15 protein-coding genes are annotated in these 21,405 nt (G+C 62.2%); 2 read left to right on the top strand and 13 right to left on the bottom strand.

Features of this window, described 5'->3' with window-relative positions; genetic code table 11:
* Positions 1–164 precede the first annotated feature (164 nt).
* A complete protein-coding gene (locus BLW22_RS27505) occupies positions 165–902 on the top strand; it encodes a substrate-binding periplasmic protein (RefSeq protein WP_065947505.1) in 738 nt (245 codons plus the stop codon).
* Between the two features lie 26 nt (positions 903–928).
* Here the strand turns inward: BLW22_RS27505 and yccS are convergent, their stop codons facing one another.
* The 10 genes from yccS to betI form a co-directional block, all read right to left on the bottom strand.
* Entirely contained in the window at positions 929–3,112 is a 2,184-nt protein-coding gene (gene yccS / locus BLW22_RS27500; protein ID WP_065947504.1) for a YccS family putative transporter, read from the bottom strand.
* A 145-nt stretch (positions 3,113–3,257) separates the two neighbouring features.
* Positions 3,258–4,436, bottom strand: a complete 1,179-nt coding sequence (locus tag BLW22_RS27495; protein WP_065925479.1) for a BaiN/RdsA family NAD(P)/FAD-dependent oxidoreductase — start codon at positions 4,434–4,436, stop codon at positions 3,258–3,260.
* Positions 4,437–4,600: 164 nt separating this feature from the next.
* Positions 4,601–5,938: an ATP-dependent RNA helicase DbpA gene (gene dbpA, locus BLW22_RS27490; protein ID WP_235865629.1), complete on the bottom strand. Its 1,338-nt coding sequence runs from the start codon at positions 5,936–5,938 to the stop codon at positions 4,601–4,603.
* Between the two features lie 130 nt (positions 5,939–6,068).
* Positions 6,069–7,496, bottom strand: a complete 1,428-nt coding sequence (gene mdtD, locus BLW22_RS27485) for a multidrug transporter subunit MdtD (protein ID WP_065925478.1) — start codon at positions 7,494–7,496, stop codon at positions 6,069–6,071.
* Positions 7,497–7,532: 36 nt separating this feature from the next.
* Positions 7,533–8,423, bottom strand: a complete 891-nt coding sequence (locus BLW22_RS27480; RefSeq protein WP_065925477.1) for an alpha/beta fold hydrolase — start codon at positions 8,421–8,423, stop codon at positions 7,533–7,535.
* Positions 8,424–8,647: 224 nt separating this feature from the next.
* Positions 8,648–9,964, bottom strand: a complete 1,317-nt coding sequence (locus BLW22_RS27475; RefSeq protein ID WP_074847799.1) for a TldD/PmbA family protein — start codon at positions 9,962–9,964, stop codon at positions 8,648–8,650.
* The gene (locus tag BLW22_RS27470; RefSeq protein ID WP_065925475.1) at positions 9,964–11,406 is read right to left on the bottom strand and encodes a TldD/PmbA family protein; all 1,443 of its coding nucleotides are present in this window, start codon (positions 11,404–11,406) and stop codon (positions 9,964–9,966) included. The genes BLW22_RS27475 and BLW22_RS27470 overlap by 1 nt, the downstream gene beginning before the upstream one ends.
* 205 nt (positions 11,407–11,611) lie before the next feature.
* Positions 11,612–13,315 carry a choline dehydrogenase gene (gene betA, locus BLW22_RS27465; RefSeq protein ID WP_065925474.1) on the bottom strand — a complete coding sequence of 568 codons (1,704 nt, stop codon included), beginning with the start codon at positions 13,313–13,315 and terminating at the stop codon, positions 11,612–11,614.
* A 163-nt stretch (positions 13,316–13,478) separates the two neighbouring features.
* Complete coding sequence (gene betB, locus BLW22_RS27460; RefSeq protein ID WP_065925473.1) at positions 13,479–14,951, bottom strand: betaine-aldehyde dehydrogenase; 1,473 nt, start codon at positions 14,949–14,951, stop codon at positions 13,479–13,481.
* A gap of 110 nt (positions 14,952–15,061) precedes the next feature.
* Positions 15,062–15,655 carry a transcriptional regulator BetI gene (gene betI / locus BLW22_RS27455; protein WP_053128113.1) on the bottom strand — a complete coding sequence of 198 codons (594 nt, stop codon included), beginning with the start codon at positions 15,653–15,655 and terminating at the stop codon, positions 15,062–15,064.
* Positions 15,656–16,045: 390 nt separating this feature from the next.
* Here betI and BLW22_RS27450 point away from each other — a divergent pair, with 390 nt between their 5' ends.
* Entirely contained in the window at positions 16,046–17,980 is a 1,935-nt protein-coding gene (locus BLW22_RS27450) for a BCCT family transporter (RefSeq protein ID WP_223841653.1), read from the top strand.
* A 110-nt stretch (positions 17,981–18,090) separates the two neighbouring features.
* Here the strand turns inward: BLW22_RS27450 and choV are convergent, their stop codons facing one another.
* From choV to BLW22_RS27435, 3 genes are all read right to left on the bottom strand, one after another.
* Entirely contained in the window at positions 18,091–19,269 is a 1,179-nt protein-coding gene (gene choV, locus BLW22_RS27445) for a choline ABC transporter ATP-binding protein (RefSeq protein WP_065925471.1), read from the bottom strand.
* Entirely contained in the window at positions 19,266–20,111 is an 846-nt protein-coding gene (gene choW / locus BLW22_RS27440) for a choline ABC transporter permease subunit (RefSeq protein WP_065925470.1), read from the bottom strand. Before choW ends, choV begins: the two co-directional genes overlap by 4 nt.
* A 69-nt stretch (positions 20,112–20,180) precedes the next feature.
* On the bottom strand, positions 20,181–21,128 hold the full coding sequence (locus tag BLW22_RS27435; RefSeq protein WP_027606017.1) for a choline ABC transporter substrate-binding protein: 948 nt from the start codon (positions 21,126–21,128) through the stop codon (positions 20,181–20,183).
* Positions 21,129–21,405 lie beyond the last annotated feature (277 nt).

Raw genomic sequence — 21,405 nt, 5'->3', positions numbered from 1 at the left:
GCGCGACGGACGACTCTGTCTAAATCGACTATTTTTTGTGAATGAAATCAATTTGCCATCATTGAGTGCTCTCGACGTCCGTTTCTTTGTGTAATCTGAGCTAATGTTAGAACCTCAGGCCCTGCCTGAGCCAAGGCCACCGCCCGCCGCCAAGGATTTTGAGCATGCCGCGATTGTCTCGTGCCGTTGCTTTGATTGGAGTGTTGTTGCTGGCGACACCTGTGTTCGCACAGCGTCTGCGCCTGGTCGCGGATGCCTGGCCACCGTTTACCGATGCCACCTTGATCAACGGTGGCCTGGCCACCGATATAGTCACCACGGCCTTGGCCCGTGCGGGCTATGCCAGCGACTTCCAACAGGTGCCCTGGGCGCGGGCGCTGATGGGGGTGGGCGATGGGCGCTATGACGTGCTGGTCAACGCCTGGTACGACGAGGCCCGTACACAATTGGGGCAGTTTTCCGGCGAATACCTGCTCAATCGCGTGCGTTTCATCAAGCGCCGTGACGATCCCATCGAGTTTCAGAACCTGGAGCAGTTGCACGACTATCCCATTGCCGTGGTGCGCGGTTATGCCTATTCAGCGGCGTTCGATGGGGATGGGCAGTTGCAGAAAGTGCCGGTGCATAACTTCGCCATGGCGGTGCGGATGCTGGCGGCGCAGCGGGTGCGGTTGACCGTGGAGGATGAGTATGTGGCGCGCTATTACCTGTCGCGCGAGTCGGCGCGGGTGCGCAATGCGGTGGAGTTTCTGCCCACGCCACTGAGCGAAAACAGCCTGCATATCCTGGTCAGCCTGAAGAACCCCGAGCATGCGCAGATTGTGGCGAGCTTTGACCGCGAGATTGCCAGGATGAAGGCGGATGGCAGTTATGAGCGGTTGATGAAGGCCCATGGCATGTAGTGCCTGTGCGGGCCCCCGATAGCGACCTAAGCCGCGCTGGTGTCCTTGATCAAATGCGCCGCCAAGGTGCGCAACGGCCCCAATTGCCGGCATATCAATGCCAACTGCGTCTGCACCAGCCTCTGCCCTTCATCAATCTCATCCGGCATCTGCTCCAGGTCCGCCGCCAAGGCCTCCTCGGCATCGCTCTGAATCGCAATCGGCTGCTTGTTCGCCAGCCCGGTGGCGATTTCGTCAATGCTCGCCGCCAGGCTATTGCCGGCGCCATCGATCAAGTGCGCGCGCACCTCGGCCGGCAGTTGGGTTTCGCGGTGTGCCCCGAGCCCCGACAGGTAGCTGAGCAAGGTGTGCGACAGCACCAGGAAGCGAAAGCCCACGTCCGCTTCCTTACGGAAATGCCCAGGCTCCATCAGCATATTGGCCAAGGTGGTGGACAGCGCCGCATCGGCGTTGTGGGCATTGCGCCGGGCCAGGCGGTAGGCCAGGTCGTCGCTCTTGCCAGCGGCGTATTGCTGCATGATCTGGCGCAGGTAGATGCTGTTGCAGGTCAGGGTGTTGGCCAGCACTTTGTTCAGGCGCCGGCCTTGCCAGTCCGGGAGGAACAGGAACACCGCCAGGCCCGCGATCAGGCTGCCAAGCAGGGTATCGAACAGGCGTGGCAGGAACAGTCCGTAGCCATCGCCCACCTGGTTGAAGCAGAACAGCACCATCAGGGTGATCGCCGCCGTGGCCAGGGTGTAGCGGGTGGTGCGGTTGATAAAGAACACCAGGCCGGCGGCGATGGCGAACATCGATTGCACCAGCGGGCTCGGGAACAGGTCGAACAGCGCCCACGCCACGGTGAGGCCGATGGCTGTGCCGATGATCCGCTGGCCGAGCTTGCGCCGCGTGGCACCATAGTTCGGTTGGCAAACAAACAGCGTGGTGAGGATGATCCAGTAACCCTGGGAGGCGTGGATCGCATGCAGCATGCCGTAGCCGACGGTCAGCGCCAGGGACAGGCGCAGTGCATGGCGGAACAGCAGCGATGTCGGCGTGAGCTGGGTGCGCAGGCGCGTCCACATTTCCTTCAGGTTACGCGGGGCGCGGTCCAGCAGGTTGCTGTCGGTGGCGTCGGCCAGGGCGTCGGGGTTGCTGGCGTCGCCGAGCAGGCGGTCGAGGGTGGACAGGTTGGCCGCCAGGGCGCGCAAGGAACGCAGCAGGCCGCGCCAGGCCGGGTTGCTCTGGATGCGCAGGTGTTCCAGGGAGGCATTCAGGTCGCTGAGGGCTTCGGCGAAGCTGTCGTCATAGATGAACGGCTGGCGCAGCTGGATCGACTCGGCCAGGGCCTGGCAGGCCTTGCCTTGCTGACGCAGCAGGCGTTGGCAGCGGAACAGTACATCGCTGTGGAAAAACGCATCGGCCAGGGCGTTGTAAGGATAGTGGGACGAGCTGGCGCGTTCGTGGATGTCCTGGGCCAGGAAGTACAGCTTGAGGTAGCGACTGACCTTCGACCCCGGCCGGCCATTGCCGACACGGTGCAGGATGATTTCCTTCGCCGCATTCAGCGCCGCCACCACCCGGCCGTTTTGCTGGGCCAGTTCCAGGCGGCGGGCTTCCACGTCCAGTTGGCGAATCGGTTCGAACAACGATGATTTGAGCTTCAGGTAACGCCCCAGCTCGCGGAACAACCGCGCCAGGCTCTGCTGCACCGGCTGGTTGGAGAACAGCGCCTGCCACAGCACCGATAACGCGCCGTACCAGGCGGCGCCGGCCACCAGCAGCAACGGCTCGTGCCAGAAATCACTGACGGCGCCGCCGCGCTGGTCCACGCCGATCATGGTGTAGACCGACAGGATCAAGGTGGCCGAAGCAATCGCGCCATAGCGTTCGCCCAAGGCGCCGAGCATGGTCAGGCAGAACGTGGCCAGGGCCAGGGAGATGGCGAAAATCCAGGGGTAGGGGAACAGCAGCTCCACCGACAGCGCGGCAATGCTGAAACACACCAGCGTCACCGCCAGGGCGTTGAGGCGGCCTTGCCAGCTGTCGTCGGTCTCGGCCAGGGCGCTGGCGATAATCCCCAGGAACAGCGGGATCAGCAGGGCCATTTCATCCTGATACCAGCACAGCGCCATGCTGCCGGTGAGGGCGATAAACACCCGGATGCTGTAGCTGAATTTATCCAGCGCCCACAGGCGCCGCATGGACTGCTTGAACGAGGTCGATGACATGAAGTCTGGAGTCTTCCGGGACGATGCCGCTAAATTGAGCCATCAGTGACGCCACGGCAAGGGTGGTGATCACATCTGGCAGCACATTATTCCCAGGCATACCGCAAATCAAATGTGGAAGGGAGCCAGCCCCCTCCCACATTCATCAGGCGTACTGCGCTGCGGCGTAACCCGAGGCCCAGGCCCACTGGAAGTTAAACCCGCCCAGATGCCCGGTCACATCCAGCACTTCCCCAATAAAGTACAGGCCCGGGCTTTTCAGCGATTCCATGGTCTTGGACGAGACTTCCCGCGTATCCACCCCGCCCAAGGTCACCTCGGCCGTGCGGTAGCCCTCGGTGCCCGCCGGCACCAGTTGCCAGCTCGAGAGTTTTTGCGCGATATCGGCCACTTCAGCGTGGGTGTACTGCTTCATCGGCTTGGACGCGAACCAGGTGTCCGCCAGCAGGTTGGCCATCTTCTTGGTGAAGATTTCACCCAGCAGGGTTTTCAGCTCGCTGTTGGGGCGCTCCACCTGCTGCTGTTGCAGCCAGGTGTGGGCGTCGTGGTCGGGCAGCAGGTTGATCTCCAGCGTGTCGCCGGACTCCCAGTAGGAGGAAATCTGCAGAATCGCCGGGCCGCTGAGGCCGCGATGGGTAAACAGGAGGTTCTCGCGAAAGCTCTGGCCGTTGCAGCTGACCAGGCAATCCACCGAGGTCCCGGACAGCTCGCCACACAAGTCCTTGAGCTGGTCGGTGATGGTGAACGGCACCAGCCCGGCGCGGGTCGGCAGCAGTTCGTGGCCGAACTGCCTGGCGACTTGATAGCCAAAACCGCTGGCGCCCAGGGTCGGGATCGACAGGCCGCCGGTGGCGATCACCAGGGATTCGCAGCGCAGTTCACCCAGGGTGGTCTGCAACTGGTAGCCGCTGTCGACCTTGGCGATTTCTTCAATCGAGGTGTCCAGGTGCAGGCTCACGCCGGTCTGGATGCACTCGTCCAGCAGCATGCCGAGGATGTCACTGGATTTGTTATCGCAGAACAGCTGGCCGAGTTTCTTCTCGTGGTAGGGCACACCGTGCTTGGCCACCAGCCCGATAAAGTCCCACTGGGTATAGCGGGCCAGGGCGGACTTGCAGAAGTGCGCGTTGTGCGAGAGGAAGTTGGCCGGCTCGGTGTACATATTGGTGAAATTGCAGCGGCCGCCGCCTGACATCAGGATCTTCTTGCCGGCCTTGTTCGCATGGTCGAGCAACATCACCTTGCGCCCACGCCCGGCGGCGGTCAGTGCGCACATCAAGCCTGCGGCGCCGGCGCCAATGATCACAACTTCGGTCGAGCGCACAGCAATGTCCTCACAAAAATAGGGGGCTGAAATGCAATCAAAACTGGGGGAGGGGGCTTGCGCCCCGATTCAGTGGGGCTGCTTCGCAGCCCAGCGCGGGGCAAGCCCGCTCACCACAGCAAGCGCCCTCCCACATTGGATCTCCATATAGGTCGGAGACCGTGTTACAGGATCCGAACGCGCAACGAACGGCCTTTGATCTTGCCGTCGTTCAAGCGCTGCAACGCCTGCTTGGCGATGCCGCGTTCCACGGCCACGAAGGCCTGGAAGTCGAAGATCGCGATCTTGCCGACCTGGGCACCCGGGATGCCGGCTTCGCCGGTCAATGCGCCGAGGATGTCGCCCGGGCGCACCTTGTCTTTGCGCCCGGCGGCGATGCACAGGGTGCTCATCACCGGCAGCAGCGGACCACCGCTTTGCGGCTTGAGGTTGTCGAGTTGGTCCCAGTTCAGCGGCGACTTCTGCAGTTGCTCGATGGCCTGGGCGCGATGCGCTTCGGACGGCGCCACCAGGCTGATGGCGATGCCGGTCTCACCGGCACGACCGGTACGGCCTACGCGGTGGATGTGGATTTCCGAGTCGCGGGCCAGTTCGACGTTGATGACCATGTCCAGCGCGTCGATGTCCAGGCCGCGGGCGGCGACGTCGGTGGCCACCAGGACCGAAGTACTGCGGTTGGCGAACATCGCCAATACCTGGTCACGGTCGCGCTGTTCCAGGTCGCCATGCAGGCCGACGGCGGAAATGCCCTTGGCCGTCAGGTGATCGACGGTTTCCTGCACTTGCTGCTTGGTGAAGCAGAACGCCACGCAGGAGGCCGGGCGGAAATGCGCCAGTACCTTGGTCACGGCGTCCATGCGTTCTTCCGGGGAGATCTCGTAGAAACGCTGCTCGATCTGGTCGTCGGAGTGGAACGCTTCGGCTTTCACTTGCTGCGGCGCGCGCATGAATTTCGACGCCAGTTGCTTGATGCTCACCGGGTAGGTGGCCGAGAACAGCAGGGTCTGGCGGCGCGGCGGGGTCTTGCTGATGATGTCTTCGATGGCGTCGTAGAAGCCCATGTCGAGCATGCGGTCGGCTTCGTCGAGGATCAGGGTGTTCAAGCCGTCCAGCACCAGCGAACCCTTGCGCAGGTGTTGCTGGATACGGCCCGGGGTGCCGACGATCACGTGGGCGCCGTGCTCCAGGGAGGCGATCTGCGGGCCGAGGGACACGCCGCCGCACAGGGTCAGGACCTTGATGTTGTCTTCGGCGCGGGCCAGGCGGCGGATTTCCTTGGCGACCTGGTCGGCCAGCTCACGGGTCGGGCACATCACCAGGGCCTGGCAGCCGAAGTAGCGCGGGTTGATCGGGTTCAGCAGGCCAATGCCGAACGCCGCGGTCTTGCCGCTGCCGGTCTTGGCCTGGGCAATCAGGTCCAGCCCCTTGAGGATCACCGGCAAGCTTTGCGCCTGGATCTGCGTCATCTCGACATAACCCAGTGAGTCGAGGTTAGCCAGCATGGCGGCGGACAGGGGCAAAGTATTAAAAGCGGTGGCGATGGTAGTCACGGGACTGGCTCTGCAAAACAAAATGTCGCGCAGTGTACCAGCCCTGTGGGAATTTCCCCGCAAGTTCTAGACGAGACGCTGGTTAATGCTCGATATGCTGTTCCGGGCTGGCCGCCCGTTTACCGTCTTTGGGCGACAATTGCAGGAAGATCGCCGCCGCCAGCATCGCCATGATGCCCACGGTGAGGAAGGTCAGCTGGAAGGCGCCGAGCACGCTTTCCACGCCATCGTTGCCGGACTCGGCAGTAAAGCCGCCAAGCAACGCACCGGCGCATGCTACCCCAAGGCTCAGGGACAATTGCGCCACCACTGACAGCAAGCTGTTGCCGCTGCTGGCCTGGGCGTCGTCAAGGTCGATGAGGGTGACGGTGTTCATCGCGGTAAATTGCAGCGAGTTGATTGCCCCCAGCACCGCCAGCATGGCCAGCAGCAGCGGGTAGGGCGTCTGTTCGCTGACCAGGCCCATGCTCGCCAGCATGATGCCCAGGGCCAGGGTGTTGCCGGTCAGCACCACGCGATAACCCAGGCGCTCGATCAACGGGCGCGCCACCGACTTGGCGAACATCGCCGCCGCCGCCAGGGGCAGCATGCTCATGCCGGCCTGGGACGGCGAATACCCCAGGGCCACTTGCAGCAGCAACGGCACCAGGAACGGCAAGGCACCGCTGCCCAGGCGCGCGAACAGGTTGCCGAGGATGCCCACCGCAAACGTGCGGGTCTTGAACAGCGCCGGTGAAAACAACGGGTTATCGATATGCCCGGCGCGCAGCCAGTACGCCGCCAGGCACGCCAACCCGCCGAACAGCAACAGCATCACCCGCAGGTGGGGCAGATGCAGCTCGCCCAGACCTTCCATGGCAATGGTGATCAGCACCATCGCCGCGCCGAACAGCAGGAAACCGAGGCCATCGAAGCGCGTGCGCTCGCTGCCGCGCAGGTCGGGGATGAATTTCCACACGGCGTAGCAACCGATCATGCCCACCGGCAGGTTGATCAGGAAGATCCAGTGCCAGGTCAGGTATTGCACCATCCAGCCGCCCATGGTCGGGCCGAGCAAGGGCCCGAGCAGGCCGGGGATAGTAATGAAACCCATGATCCGCACCAGCTCGGAGCGGGGGTAGGCGCGTAGCACCACGAGCCGCCCGACCGGCAGCATCAGCGCACCGCCGAGGCCCTGGATGACCCGCGCGCCCACCAGCATGGTCAGGCTGCTGGACAGGGCGCACAGCAAGGAGCCGATGCTGAACAGCATGATCGCACCGAAGAAAATCTTCTTGGTGCCGAAGCGGTCGGCGATCCAGCCCGAGGCCGGGATCAGCAAGGCGACGGTGAGCATGTAGGCGATCACCACCCCTTGCATGCGCAGCGGGTTTTCCGCCAGGTCCCGGGCCATGGCCGGCAGTGCCGTGTTGAGAATCGTCCCATCCAGCGATTGCATGAAGAAGGCAATCGCGACCACCCAGGGGAGCCAGCGGGCGGTCTTGGCATCGAGAGGGGCACGATCTGGCATGGGGTACCTTTTTGTTAGCCGGCTATGTGTCGGCGATTATGCGCCATTCGTCGCTCCTTTTCCCACTGGCGGTTCGTCTAAGTCCGACAAGTTCGCGTGCTCTCCCACCAGGAAATCCAACAACGCCCGGTGCACCGCCAAAGCGGCCTCGCGGGACTCCAGGTCGAGTAAATGCCCAGTGTGTTCGGCCACCGCAAAGCTGCTGTGGCCCACGTACTGTTTGAACAGTCGGGCCTCGGCGGCGGGGGTGTATTCGTCCAGCGCACCATTGAGAAAGTGCACCGGGGTTTCGATCTGCCGCAGCGCCGGCAGGTAGTTGCCATCACCCAATGCCAGCACCTGGTGGATATGAAAGCGCGCCTGGCGGTACTCGGTGGTGGCCATGTTCGACAGGTGCCGATGGTTGTTGCGCTTGAGGCGTGGCGACAGGTATTTGCCGACGGTCTCGTTCAGCAGGTGGCCGACGGCGGATTTGTCATCGGCCTCGATCAGCACCCGCACGCGCTCCACATAGTCGAGCATGGCCTGGTTGAGGTTGGGCGCCAGGGCCATCACCACCGAGCTTTCGATCGACGGCGGGTTGTGCGCCAGGGTCAGCAGCGTGGAGATGCCGCCCCAGGAGGCCGAGACCAGATGGTTGACCTGGAAGCGTTCGACCAGGGCGCGCAGGATTTGCACCTCGTCATCCTTGGTCACCAGGTCGAGGTCGGTGTTGTGTTCGCGGGAATAGCCCGAGAAGGGCAGGTCAAACAACAACACATTGAAATGCTCGGCCAGGCATTTGCTGGTACGGGCGAATGAGCGTGTGGTGGACAGTGCGCCATTGACCATCAGAATGGTGTTCTTTTCCGAATCGTTTCCCAGTTGCTCAACATGAACGTTGTAGTGCTTGAACAGCTTTTCTATGACAAAACTTCCATGGTTCATGTCAACGCTCCAGCTTGCCCTTCCCGGGCAAGGTCGTGCTCTCGTGGGTGGGGGTGGCGGGGTGCCACTAACCGTTATAACGAGGTTTTTCGCAGGCGACAACAGGCTGCCCGTGCAGACTGGGAGGAAGAGAATTTACGGTAGGAAGGGCTGAAACCGGGATGTCTGAAATCAGCACAGGACAAGGTGGGAGAGGGCAAGCCCGCTCCCACAGGGGGGGGTATCTACAGGGTCAGGGTCAGGCGTTTAATCAGGGCACCCGGCAACAGGTTGGACGCGGTATTGCGCTGGCTATAAGTGCTGGCCGACAGCAGCAGTTCCCGCTCGGCGGTCAGCGCTTCCAGTTGCGAACCGAGCAACTGGTAGACGCTGTCATCAAAACGCATGGTGCTGACCGGCGCCTTGATCTCGCCGTCTTCCACCCAGAACGTGGCGAAGCGCGTCATGCCGGTCAGGCGTGCGGCGGGCAGGTCGGAGTAGTTCAGGTACCACAGGTTGCTGATGTAGAGCCCGGTGCCCAGTTGCTTGAGGATCTCGGCCTGGGCCAGGTTGCCTGCCGCGATCTGCAAGGCGCTGGGGGATTCGTCGCCGCTGGCGCCGTTGGCGCTGAGGCCATATTCGGCGGCGCTGCGCGAGTTCACCAGTTGGCCGTCGGCCTGGCCGGCATTGATCAGCGTGACGTCACTGCGCGGGTAGCCTTCGCTGGAGAACGCCTGGCTCAGGGAGTCGGTGATGTGTTCTTTCACCGTCACCAGCGGGCTCAAGGACTGCTCGCCGGCATACAGCCGTTGCAATGAGCTGCCTTTGCTGGCGATGGCCTGGGCGGAAAAACCACCCCAGGTGATGATGCTGATGATTTCTTCCAGCGCCGCCGGCGCGAGGTAGGCGCGGTATTGTCCGGGCGCCAACGGGTGCAGCGGGCGGCCGAGGAATTCCAGCTGTTCACGCGCCAGTTGGAAGCGCCGGGCGAACTCGGCGCTGTCCCAGGCGTCGCCGGCGTAGCTGGCTTTTACCGCCTCGCCATTGGCGTGGAACAGGCTGAAATCGAAGTTGAAGCTATTGGCCTGATGCCAGCCAAACGCACCGTCCGAACTGGCGAAGCCCCGGCTGATCGGGCCGGCGGCATAGAAGCCGACCAGGTCGAGGCCATCGGCAGCCTGGCTGATTTCTTTCAGTACCTGGGCCAGGTCGGGCAGGGGGCGGGCCTGTTCGTTGTGGCTTTGCCAGGCGTTGTGGTTGAGCAGCAGGTACGGGTCATGGGGCAGCAGCGGCAGGGTTTCGCGCAATTGGCGCAGGCCGTCGGCGAGGCGCTGGCGATCCAGCTCGGGCTCGCCGGCCAGGGTGATGCCGAGGTCGGCATGGCGGCCATCGCTGATCAGCTTGAGGTTGAGGCTGGCCTGCTGCACGTGCCCGGCCTGACGCACCTTGGCGTGGTTGAAGCGCACGAACTCGGACGATTCTGCCGCGTAGCCCAGGTGGAATTGTTCCTTGTCGGTGATGGCCTGCTTGAGCCACTGCACCAATGCCTTGAAGGTGTTCATCAGGCATCTCCTCCAAATACGTCAACGTTGCTGAACACACAGGCCGGCGACGCATGGCCGACGCGGATCACCTGGTTGGGCTCGCCCTTGCCGCAGTTCGGCGTGCCCAGCACCTTGAAGGTGCTGGCGTCGCCCACGGCGCTGAGGTTGCGCCAGAACTGCGCGGAAATCGCCCGGTAGTTGGGGTTCTTTACCACGCCCTTGAGCTCGCCGTTTTCAATCAACTGGCCCCACTCGCAGCCGAACTGGAACTTGTTGCGTGCATCGTCGATGGACCACGAACGGTTGGTCGACATCAGGATGCCGCTTTCGATGCCGCCAATCAGTTGCGCCAGGTTCTTATCGCCGGCTTCGATATTCAGGTTGGCCATGCGGTCGATCGGCGGGCGGTTCCAGCTGCTGGCGCGGCTGTTGGCCACGCCGCCCATGCCCGAGCGGAACTGCGACAACGCCCCACCCAGGGGCTTGAGCAGCAGCCCTTCGCGGATCAGGAATTGCTTGCTGGCGGCGGTGCCGTCGTCGTCATGGCCGTAGCTGGCCAGTTGCTCGGGAATGTCCGGGTCGAACGTCACGTTCAACAGCTTGGAACCGTATTGCAGCTGGCCGAAGTCGCTGGCCTTCACAAAACTGGTGCCGGCGTAATTGCGCTCGTCGCCGAGGATGCGGTCGAGTTCCAGTGGGTGGCCGATGGACTCGTGGATCTGCAGGATCATCTGGTCGGGCATCAGCAGCAGGTCGCGCGGGCCCTGGGGCGTGTTTGGCGCCAGCAGCAGTTGCAGGGCTTCGTCGGCAATGCGCGGCGCGGCGCCCACCAGGCCGAAGCGGCTGATCACGTCAAACCCGCCTTGCTGGCCGAAGTTGCTGCCGCCGAGGGTGCGCGACTGGCTGTCGTTGCCGTCGTAGGCGGTGACGTTGACGCCGGGGAACACAAACCGCTGGGCCTGGCGCAGTTCGGCGCCGGCACTGTTGAGGTAGATCTGCTCGACGTGGGTCAGGCCGAGGCTGACTTCCCAGTTCACCAGGCGCTCGTCCTGGGGCACTGCCGAGGACTCATCGCCGAGCAGTTGGTAGCAGTCGCTCAAGGACGGGAAGGCGTGCTCGAGGTGCGGCGACAGGTAGTCGGCGACGTCGCTGGACACCGGTTGGTCGCGCAGGTCGAGCAGGGCGTGAGGTTTTATCAGGCGGGCTTGCTGTTCGGCGCGCTCGAGGGCGGCTTGCAGGCCAGGCAGGGAAATATCGTGGGTCGCGGCGTAGGTTTCCACACCGTTCAAACGCACGGTGAGCATGGCGCCTTCGTCGTGGTTCAGGTGCGGCGGTTCGGCGACGTTCTTGCGCACCGACAGGTACTGGCCGGACTCGCGCACGTAACGCAGGGAGAAAAATTCGGCGGTGGTGCGCAGGGCACTGAAGTGCTGCTTGAGTGTGGCGTGGTGGTCGAACATGGGGCCTTCCTTGTGGGCGGCTCAGCGCGGGCAGGCACACAGAGTAGGCCTGGGCTGGGGAGCGATCAAGGAGAGGTGATTCTTTGTGGCAAGTGCCCCTGTGGCGAGCGGGCTTGCCCCGCATTGGCTGCGCAGCGGCCCCAAAAATATTGGGAGCGCTGCGCACTCCAGCGCGGGGCAAGCCCGCTCACCACAGGGTTTAGCGTTATTGCGCCAATGGCCCCACTTCACGCAACGGCTTGCCACGCACCGGCGCGTCGCCGGCCACGTAGTAGTCGGCAGTGCTGCGCGGCAGCGGCTGGCGGCCACGGATCTTGTCGGCGATTTTCTCGGCGATCATGATCGTCGGCGCGTTCAGGTTGCCGGTGGTGATGATCGGCATGATCGACGCATCGACTACGCGCAGGCCCTGCATGCCATGCACGCGGCCTTCGCCATCGACCACGGCCATCTCGTCGTCGCCCATCTTGCATGAGCAGGACGGGTGGAACGCGGTTTCGGCGTGCTCGCGGATGAACTTGTCCAACTGCTCATCGGTTTGCACCTCGATACCCGGGCTGATTTCGCGGCCACGGTACGGGTCCAGTGCCGGCTGCTGCATGATTTCGCGGGTCAGGCGGATGCCGTCGCGGAATTCCTGCCAGTCCTGCTCGGTGGCCATGTAGTTGAAGAGGATGCTCGGGTAGTCCCGTGGGTTCTTCGACTTCAGTTGCACGCGACCACGGCTCGGCGAGCGCATGGAGCCCATGTGCGCCTGGAAACCGTGCTCTTTCACACCGTTGCTGCCGTTGTAGTTAATCGCGACCGGCAGGAAGTGGTACTGGATGTTCGGCCATTCGAATTCTTCACGGGTACGGATGAAACCGCCCGCTTCGAACTGGTTGCTGGCGCCGATGCCGGTGCCGTTGAACAGCCACTCGGCACCGATGGCCGGCTGGTTGTACCAGAGCAGCGACGGGTACAGCGACACCGGCTGGGTGCACGCATATTGCAGGTACAGCTCAAGGTGGTCCTGCAGGTTTTCGCCGACGCCAGGCAGGTCGTGGACCACCGGGATGTCGAGGCTTTCCAGCAGCTTGGCCGGGCCGACGCCGGAGCGTTGCAGCAGTTGCGGCGAAGCGATTGCGCCGCTGCACACCAGCACTTCTTTACGCGCACGGGCTTCAACGCGCTCTTCGGCGGCACCGATCAGGTAACGCACGCCAACGGCACGCTTGCCTTCGAACAACACCTTGTCGGTGAGGGCGTGGGTGACGATGGTCAGAGTCGAACGCTTCTTGGCCGTGTCCAGGTAACCGCGCGCGGTGCTGGCGCGACGGCCGTTAGGCGTGACGGTGCGGTCCATCGGGCCGAAGCCTTCCTGCTGGTAGCCGTTCAAGTCCTCGGTGCGCGGGTAACCGGCCTGCACGCCCGCTTCAACCATGGCGTGGAACAGCGGGTTGTTGCCGGCTTTAGGTGTGGTCACGCTGACCGGGCCATCGCCGCCGTGCCAGTCGTTGGGGCCGATGTCGCGGGTTTCGGCCTTGCGGAAATACGGCAGGCAGTCGAGGTAGCTCCAGTCTTCCAGGCCCGGCAGCTTCGACCAGTTGTCGTAGTCCATGGCGTTGCCACGGATGTAGCACATGCCGTTGATCAGCGAAGAGCCACCCAGGCCCTTGCCGCGTCCGCATTCCATCCGGCGGCCGTCCATGTGTGGCTCCGGATCGGTCTCGTACGCCCAGTTGTAGCGGCGGCCTTGCAGCGGGAAGGCCAGGGCGGCGGGCATCTGGGTGCGGAAATCGAGGCGGTAGTCGGGGCCGCCGGCTTCCAGCAGCAGGACGGTGACGCCTTCGTCTTCGGTCAGGCGGGTCGCCAGGGTGTTACCGGCAGAGCCGGCACCCACAATGATGTAGTCGTATTCTTGGGACATAAATGCACCCTCTTAAAAGTTTGGCCGCCCGTAGCAGCTGCCGAGGAACGAGGCTGCGTTGGGCTGCGTAGCAGACCCCAAGATCGCTACGCAGCCTCGCTTGCGCTCGTCAGCTGCTACGGCGGACCTTGGGATCGATACGCGCTGAGTTGAGTGGGGTTGCTTAGAACACCGAGGCGTAGTCGCCCAGCTCAACCTGTACCGATTTGATGCGGGTGAAGTTGTTCAGCGAGCTGATGCCGTTTTCACGGCCCACACCGGATTGCTTGTAGCCACCCACCGGCATTTTCGCGTCGGATTCGCCCCAGGCGTTGATCCAGCAGATGCCCGCTTCCAGCTGGTGAATCACGCGGTGGGCGCGGTTCAGGTCCTTGGTCACAAGGCCCGCAGCCAGGCCGAAGTCGGTGTCGTTGGCGCGGCGGATCACTTCTTCTTCGGTTTCGTAGGTGAGGATGCTCATCACCGGGCCGAAGATTTCTTCACGGACGATGGTCATCTCGTCGGTGCAGTCGGTGAACACGGTCGGGGCCACAAAGGCGCCTTTGGCCAGGTCGCCGTCGGTCAGGCGGTCGCCGCCGCACAGCACGCGGGCGCCTTCTTCCTTGCCTTTGGCGATGTAGCCCAGCACGCTTTCCATGTGGGCGAAGCTGACCAGCGGACCGAAATTGGTGTTGGCGTCCTGGGGGTCGCCAACGCGGATGCGCGCAACACGCTCAACGATCTTGGCTTCGAATGCCTCTTGCAGGTGCTTGGGCACGAACACGCGGGTGCCGTTGGTGCAGACCTGGCCGGAGCTGTAGAAGTTGGCCATCATCGCGATGTCGGCCGCACGATCCAGGTCGGCGTCTTCGAACACGATCAGCGGCGACTTGCCGCCCAGTTCCATGGTCACTTCCTTGAGCGACGAGCTCGAAGCGCTGGCCATGACTTTCTTGCCGGTGTCGGTGCCGCCGGTGAACGAGACTTTCTCGATGCGCGGGTGCTCGGTCAGCCAGGTGCCGACTTCACGGCCGCTGCCGGTCAAGACGTTGAACACGCCTGCTGGAACGCCGGCTTCGGTGTAGATCTCGGCCAGTTTCAGGGTGGTCAGCGAGGTGACTTCGCTTGGCTTGAAGATCATCGCGTTACCGGCGGCCAGGGCCGGTGCGGATTTCCACAGGGCGATCTGGATCGGGTAGTTCCAGGCGCCGATACCGGCGACCACGCCCAGGGGCTCGCGGCGGGTGTAGACGAACGAGGTGTCGCGCAGAGGGATCTGCTCGCCTTCGATGGCCGGTACCAGGCCTGCGTAGTATTCCAGCACGTCGGCGCCGGTGACGATGTCGACGTACTGGGTTTCGGAGAAGGCTTTACCGGTGTCCAGGGTTTCCAGGGCGGCCAGTTCGTCGTTGCGCTCGCGCAGGATGTCGACGGCACGACGCAGGATGCGCGAACGCTCCATGGCGGTCATGGCGGCCCAGATTTTCTGGCCTTTTTCCGCGCTGACCACGGCACGTTCAACGTCGTCGAACGTTGCGCGTTGCACTTGGGCGAGAACTTCACCGTTAGCCGGGTTGATGGCGTCGAAGGTGGCATCGCTGCCAGCGTCGCTGTAGCCGCCGTCAATGTAGAGTTTTTGCAGGTCGAAACGGGCCATAAAGTCCTCGCAAGTGCATAAGTGGTTGGCGTTACCCGCCGCAAAGTGGGCCATGAGGGTGTGGCAACACTGGGCGGCGGACGTTCAGGGGTTGAGCGTTTATAAGGGCTCTAACTCACCTGCTTGGCCAATTGGAAATCCATGTATTCGTAAGCGATCCGTTGCGCCTGCGCCGTGTCGAAAGCGTCTCCCGACAGGGCACCGCGCAACCACAAACCGTCGATCAGGGCCGCCAGGCCTCTGGCTGCTTTGCGTGCGTGCGGCAGCGGCAGCACTCGGCGGAACTGGCAGCACAGGTTGGAATACAGACGTTGATCGTTGATCCGCTGCAACCTGTGCAATGACGGGTGATGCATGCTGGTGGCCCAGAAGGCCAGCCAGGTTTTCATTGCCGGGCCATTGACCTGGCTGGCGTCGAAGTTGCCCTCGATGATCACCCGAAGGTGCGCCCGTGGGCTGTCGTCCTTCAGCGCAAGCCTGCGTTCGTGGACGTTCTCGATCAGCACGTTCATCAGGTAGCGCATCGTCGCGGCGATCAGGCCGTTCTTGTCCTGAAAGTAGTGACTGATGATGCCGTTCGAGACCCCGGCCAAACGGGCGATCAGCGCGATGCTGGCATCTCCCATTCCGACCTGGTCGATGGCCGTCAATGTGGCTTCGATCAACTGTTGGCGGCGTATGGGTTGCATACCGACCTTGGGCATGTAGCACCTCTCCTTAGGCCTGCCGACGGGCGATGAACGTTCGTCGACTTGAAGGCCAGTCTATTTTGTTTTGATTGAACGTTCAATCAACAAAGAATAAGCTCTGCGACAAATGGTCGCTGCCTACAGGTATTTCCTACGTGAAGGCCGCGACATCCGGCACCTGCAAAAACCTTTGAAACAGGCGGTATCAAGGCCTGCCCACTGCCTGGTGGGGCTCAAGGATTTTCGGGGTGTCTTTATAACACCCGTCCGTCGACTGCCGAAAAATCGATAGGCCGGGATAACCGTTGCCTTGTGTTTCTCTCTCGCACTGCCTGGAGCATCTGCGCCATGAGTTCTGCCTCTCTTATAAAGACCCCGCCGGAAAAGGTCCGGGTCAACGGTTGGGTGTTCTACACCTCCACCGCGCTGATTCTGTTGTTGACCGCCATTCTGATCATCGCTCCGCAGGAGGCCGGGCGCATGCTCGGCGTAGCCCAGGCCTGGCTTTCCAAAAGCTTCGGCTGGTACTACATGGTGGTCATCGCCGCTTACCTGGTGTTTGTGGTCGGCCTGGCGTTTTCGTCCTACGGCAAGTTGAAACTGGGCAGCAAGGACGACACCCCGGACTTCAGCTACGGCGCCTGGGCCGGCATGTTGTTCTCGTCGGGCATCGGTATCTCGTTGCTGTACTTCGGTGCCTCCGAGCCGCTGGATCACTACTTCAACCCGCCCGAAGGCGCCGCCGCCAGCAACGGCGCGGCACGCCAGGCGTTGCAGTTGACCTTTTTGCACTGGGGCCTGCATGGCTGGGCGATCTATGCGCTGGTCGGCCTGGCGGTGGCGTACTTCGCCTACCGGCATAACCAGCCGCTGGCCTTGCGTTCGGCGCTGTACCCGCTGGTGGGTGAGCGTTGGGTGAAGGGCGCGGCCGGTCACGCGGTGGATGGTTTCGGCATGTTCGTGACCCTGTTGGGCCTGGTGACCAACCTGGGCATCGGTTCGATGCAGGTGTCGTCCGGCCTGGAAAACCTGTTCGGCATGGCGCACAGCAACACCAACCTGCTGATCGTGATCATCGTGATGAGCACCGTGGCGACCATCGCCGCCGTGTCGGGCGTGGAGAACGGCATCCGCCGCCTGTCCAACCTCAATATCGTGCTGTTCAGCGGCTTGCTGATCTTTGTGCTGCTGTTCGGCCCGACCCTGCACCTGCTCAATGGCCTGGTGCAGAACACCGGCGACTACCTCAACGGCATCGTGCTGAAAACCTTCGACCTCTATGTGTACGAAGGCGACGGTGACAAGACCGAACGCTGGATGGGCCTGTGGACCCTGTTCTACTGGGCCTGGTGGATTTCCTGGGCACCGTTCGTGGGCATGTTCATCGCGCGGATTTCCCGTGGCCGCACGGTGCGTGAACTGGTGGCCGGCGTGTTGCTGATTCCCCTGGGCTTTACCCTGGCGTGGCTGTCGATCTTCGGTAACTCGGCGCTGGACCTGGTGTTGAACCATGGTGCGGTGGAGTTGGGCAAGACGGCGCTGGAACAACCGTCCATGGCCATCTACCAACTGCTGGAGCATTACCCGGCGTCGAAAATCGTCATCGGCGTGTCGATCTTCGTGGGCTTTGTGCTGTTCCTGACCCCGGCGGATTCCGGTGCGGTGATGATGGCCAACCTTTCCTGCAAAGGCGGCAATGTGGATGAAGATGCGCCGCACTGGCTGCGCATCTTCTGGTCGGCGGTGATCACCCTGGTGACCATCGGCCTGCTGTTTGCCGGCAACTTCGAAGCCATGCAAACCATGGTGGTGCTGGCGGGGCTGCCGTTCTCGGTGGTGCTGATTTTCTTTATGTTCGGTTTGCACAAGGCGATGCGCCAGGACGTGGCGATCGAACAGGAGCAGGCGCAACTGGCTGAACGCGGGCGTCGTGGCTTCAGCGAGCGCTTGACGGCACTCGACCTGCAACCGAGCCAGGGCACTGTGCAGCGCTTTATGGACAAGCACGTCACGCCGGCGCTGGAAGAAGCGGCGACGGCGTTGCGTGAACAAGGTTTGGAAGTGCAGACGCTGCTGGGTAAATCCAAGCGCTGCATCGGTGTGCGCATCGAGATGGAAGAGGGCAACCCCTTCGTTTATGAAGTGAGCCTGGATGCTTACTCGTCGGCACCGAGCGACCTGCCCGAAGAAGAACGCACCCGCTATTACCGGGCCGAGGTGTACCTGCACAACGGGCCTCAGGAATACGACCTGATGGGCTTCGCCCAGGAACAGATCACCCGGGACGTGCTCGATCAGTTTGAAAGCCATCGGCAGCTCCTTGGCCGTGTCTATAGCTGATGCGTTGAAAGCCCGGTGGTGTCACTGACATCACTGGGGCAAAAAATGTGGGGGGCAAGCCCCCTCCCACATGTTTGACCCGGTTTCTGCACTGGCGTTTGCGGTGTTTGCTAGCCCAGGTTTTTGCCCAGCAGGGCGTGGTAGAGCTCACTGTCGCCAAGGATCCCCACCACCTGGTTGTTGTCATGCAACACCAGCTTGTTCCCCGTCTGGTAACGAATCTGCAGCGCATCACGCATGCCGATATTCGAATCCACCAGGGTCGGTACCCGGCCCAAACCTTCCACCGGTTGCCCCGGCGCCCAGTTCTGCAGGTTCATCACCATGCCATTCTGGCGGGCGCCCTGGATGGTGTTGCCTTCGGACAGGTCCAGCCACGAATCGCCGCCCGGGTCGAGGCACACCGAGCCGTTGACGCGTTTGCAGTTGTCCAGTGTGCGCATCAGGCTGCGGCCGCACAGTACGTTCAGCGGGTTGGTGTGGGCGACGAAGGTGCGTACGTAGTCGTCCGCCGGGTTCAGCACGATCTCTTCCGGCACGCTGTACTGGATGATCTTGCCGTCTTTCATGATCGCGATGCGGCTGCCCAGCTTGAGCGCCTCGTCGAGGTCGTGGCTGACGAACACGATGGTCTTGCTCAGCTTGCTTTGCAGTTCCAGCAACTCGTCCTGCAGGCCCTGGCGGATCAGCGGGTCGAGGGCGGAGAAGGGCTCGTCCATCAGCAGGATGTCGGCGTCCATCGCTAACGCGCGGGCCAGGCCGACGCGTTGTTGCATGCCGCCGGACAGCTCATCGGGCTTCTTGTTGCGCCACTGGGTCAGGCCCACCAGCTCGAGTTTCTCGTCCACCAGCTTGCGCCGTTCTTTTTCCGGGCGGCCCTGCATTTCCAGACCAAAGCTGATGTTCTCGCGCACCGTCAGCCAGGGCATCAGGGCAAACTTCTGGAACACCATGGCGATGCGCTTGGTGCGCATCATTTTCAGCTCGGCGGGGCTGCAGGAGGCGATGTCGATCTGGCGACCTTCATGCTCGACGAACAGTTGGCCACGGCTGACGGTGTTGAGGCCGTTGATGCAGCGCAGCAGGCTCGACTTGCCGGAGCCCGACAGGCCCATCAGCACGCAGATCTCGCCTTTTTCCACATCCAGGCTGGCTTTTTCAACGCCGACAATCTGCCCGGTTTTTTTCAGGATCTCGTTACGGCTCATGCCCTGGTCCAGCAGCTTGAGCGCTTCGCGTGGGTCTTTGGAGAAGATCACGTCGACATTGTCGAATCGGATAATGCTCATGCATCACCCCCTACTTTGGCGTCGGGTTGTTTGCAGATGCGGTCGAGCATGATGGCCAGCAGCACAATCGCCAGGCCGGCTTCAAAGCCCAGGGCGATATCGGCGGTGTTCAGCGCGTTGACCACCGGCTTACCGAGGCCGTCGGCGCCCACCAGGGCCGCGATCACCACCATCGACAACGACAGCATGATGCATTGGGTAATACCGGCAGCGATGCTCGGCATGGCGTGGGGCAGTTCAATGCGCGAGAGCAACTGACGGCGCGAGCAGCCAAAGGCCTTGCCGGCGTCCATCAACTCTTGCGGTACATCACGGATACCCAGGTAGGTCAGGCGGATCGGCGCGGCAATCGCGAACACCACCGTGGAAATCAGCCCGGGCACCACACCCAGCCCGAAGAGGGTCAGGGTAGGGATGAGGTAGACGAAGGTCGGCACGGTCTGCATCAGATCGAGCACCGGCCGCATCATGGTGTAAAACAGCGGTTTGTGCGCGGCAACAATGCCCAGCGGCACACCGATGACCACGCAGACCAGGGTGGCGAACAGCACCTGCGCGAGGGTCTCCATGGTTTCCTGCCAGTACCCCAGGTTGAGGATCAGCAGGAAAGAGACGATGACAAAAACAGTCAGTCCCCATTTACGTTGAATAAAGTGAGCCAGCAGCGCAATCAGACCGATCAATGCCAGCGGATTGAACCAGGTCAGCGCGAACGTCACGCCGTGGATCATCGTTTCCAGTGTCGATGCGATTGCGTCGAAGTAGTTGGCGCCGTGTTGGGTCAACCATTCGACGAAGGCAGCGATGTACTGGCCTAGTGGGATTTTCTGTTCAGTCAGCATGGTAGTGAATGTCCACATGCGAAGAGGGAAAACATCCCGGGGCAGCGCACCGCCCCGGGGTCAGCGGGATTACTTGGCGAGATACGCTTTGACGGCCTCCAGGCCTGGTTTGCCATCGACGGTATTGACTCCGGCGAGCCAGGTGTCGAGGACTTGCGGGTTCTTTTTCAGCCAGGCCTTGGCGGCGGCATCGGGCTTCATCTTGTCGTCCAGAACGTTACCCATCAGGGTGCTTTCCATGTTCAAGGTGAACACCAGGTTCTTCAGCAACTGACCGACGTTGCTGCATTCCTCGGTGTAGCCCTTGCGGGTGTTGGTATAGATGGTGGCCTGGCCGTAGTTGGGGCCGAACGAATCGTCACCCCCGGTCAGGTACTTCATCTTGAAGCGGGTGTTCATCGGGTGCGGTTCCCAGCCGAGGAACACGATGGCCTGGTCACGCTTGGTGGCGCGCTCAACCTGGGAAAGCATCCCGGCTTCGCTGGATTCGACCACTTTGAAGCCGGCGGTCTTGAGGCCGAAGGCGTCTTTGTCGATCAGCGTCTGGATGGTGCGGTTGCCGTCGTTACCCGGCTCGATGCCGTAGATCTTTCCGCCCAGCTCATCCTTGAATTTGGCGATATCGGCGAAGTCTTTCAGGCCCTTGTTGTACAGCGCCTCGGGTACCGCCAGGGTGTACTTGGCGTTTTCCAGGTTGGCGCGCACGGTTTCCACGGTGCCGGCATCACGGTACTGCTTGATGTCGTTTTCCATGGTCGGCATCCAGTTGCCGAGGAACACGTCCATGTTCTTGCCGTCGGCCAGGGACTTGTAGGTCACAGGAACGGAAATCATCGTGGTCTTGGTCTTGTAGCCCAGGCCCTTGAGGATTTCGCTGGTGGTCGCGGTCGTGACGGTGATGTCGGTCCAGCCGACATCGGAGAAGTTGACGGTCTTGCACTGTTCCGGTTCTGCGGCGTGCGCCATGACTGGCAGACTCAGCATGGCGGCCAACAACAACGAGGGTGAACCTTTCATCTGGGTAGACTCCTGTGTTTTTTCTGGCGGCATTCGCCGCGCTTTATAAGTGTTGCGGTTGGAGCGTGCGGCAACAGCTCTGCCACGGTGCCTTGCAAACGAGTCGAGACTGATCATGTACCAGTGAAAATCTGACGCCTACAGGGGGCGTCGTATCCAGTACAGGGAGGGTCGTATCCAGTGTCGGTGACGTCGCTTACAGGTTTTTCCCAAGGTAAAACCGCTGTTTTTGCCCATCTGCACCGCTAAAAACGGCTGAAACAGGCGATCGCACGGG

Origin of the sequence: Pseudomonas marginalis (assembly GCF_900105325.1) — a bacterium.
Lineage (GTDB): Bacteria > Pseudomonadota > Gammaproteobacteria > Pseudomonadales > Pseudomonadaceae > Aquipseudomonas > Aquipseudomonas marginalis.
This window is presented reverse-complemented; position numbering and strand designations above follow the sequence as displayed.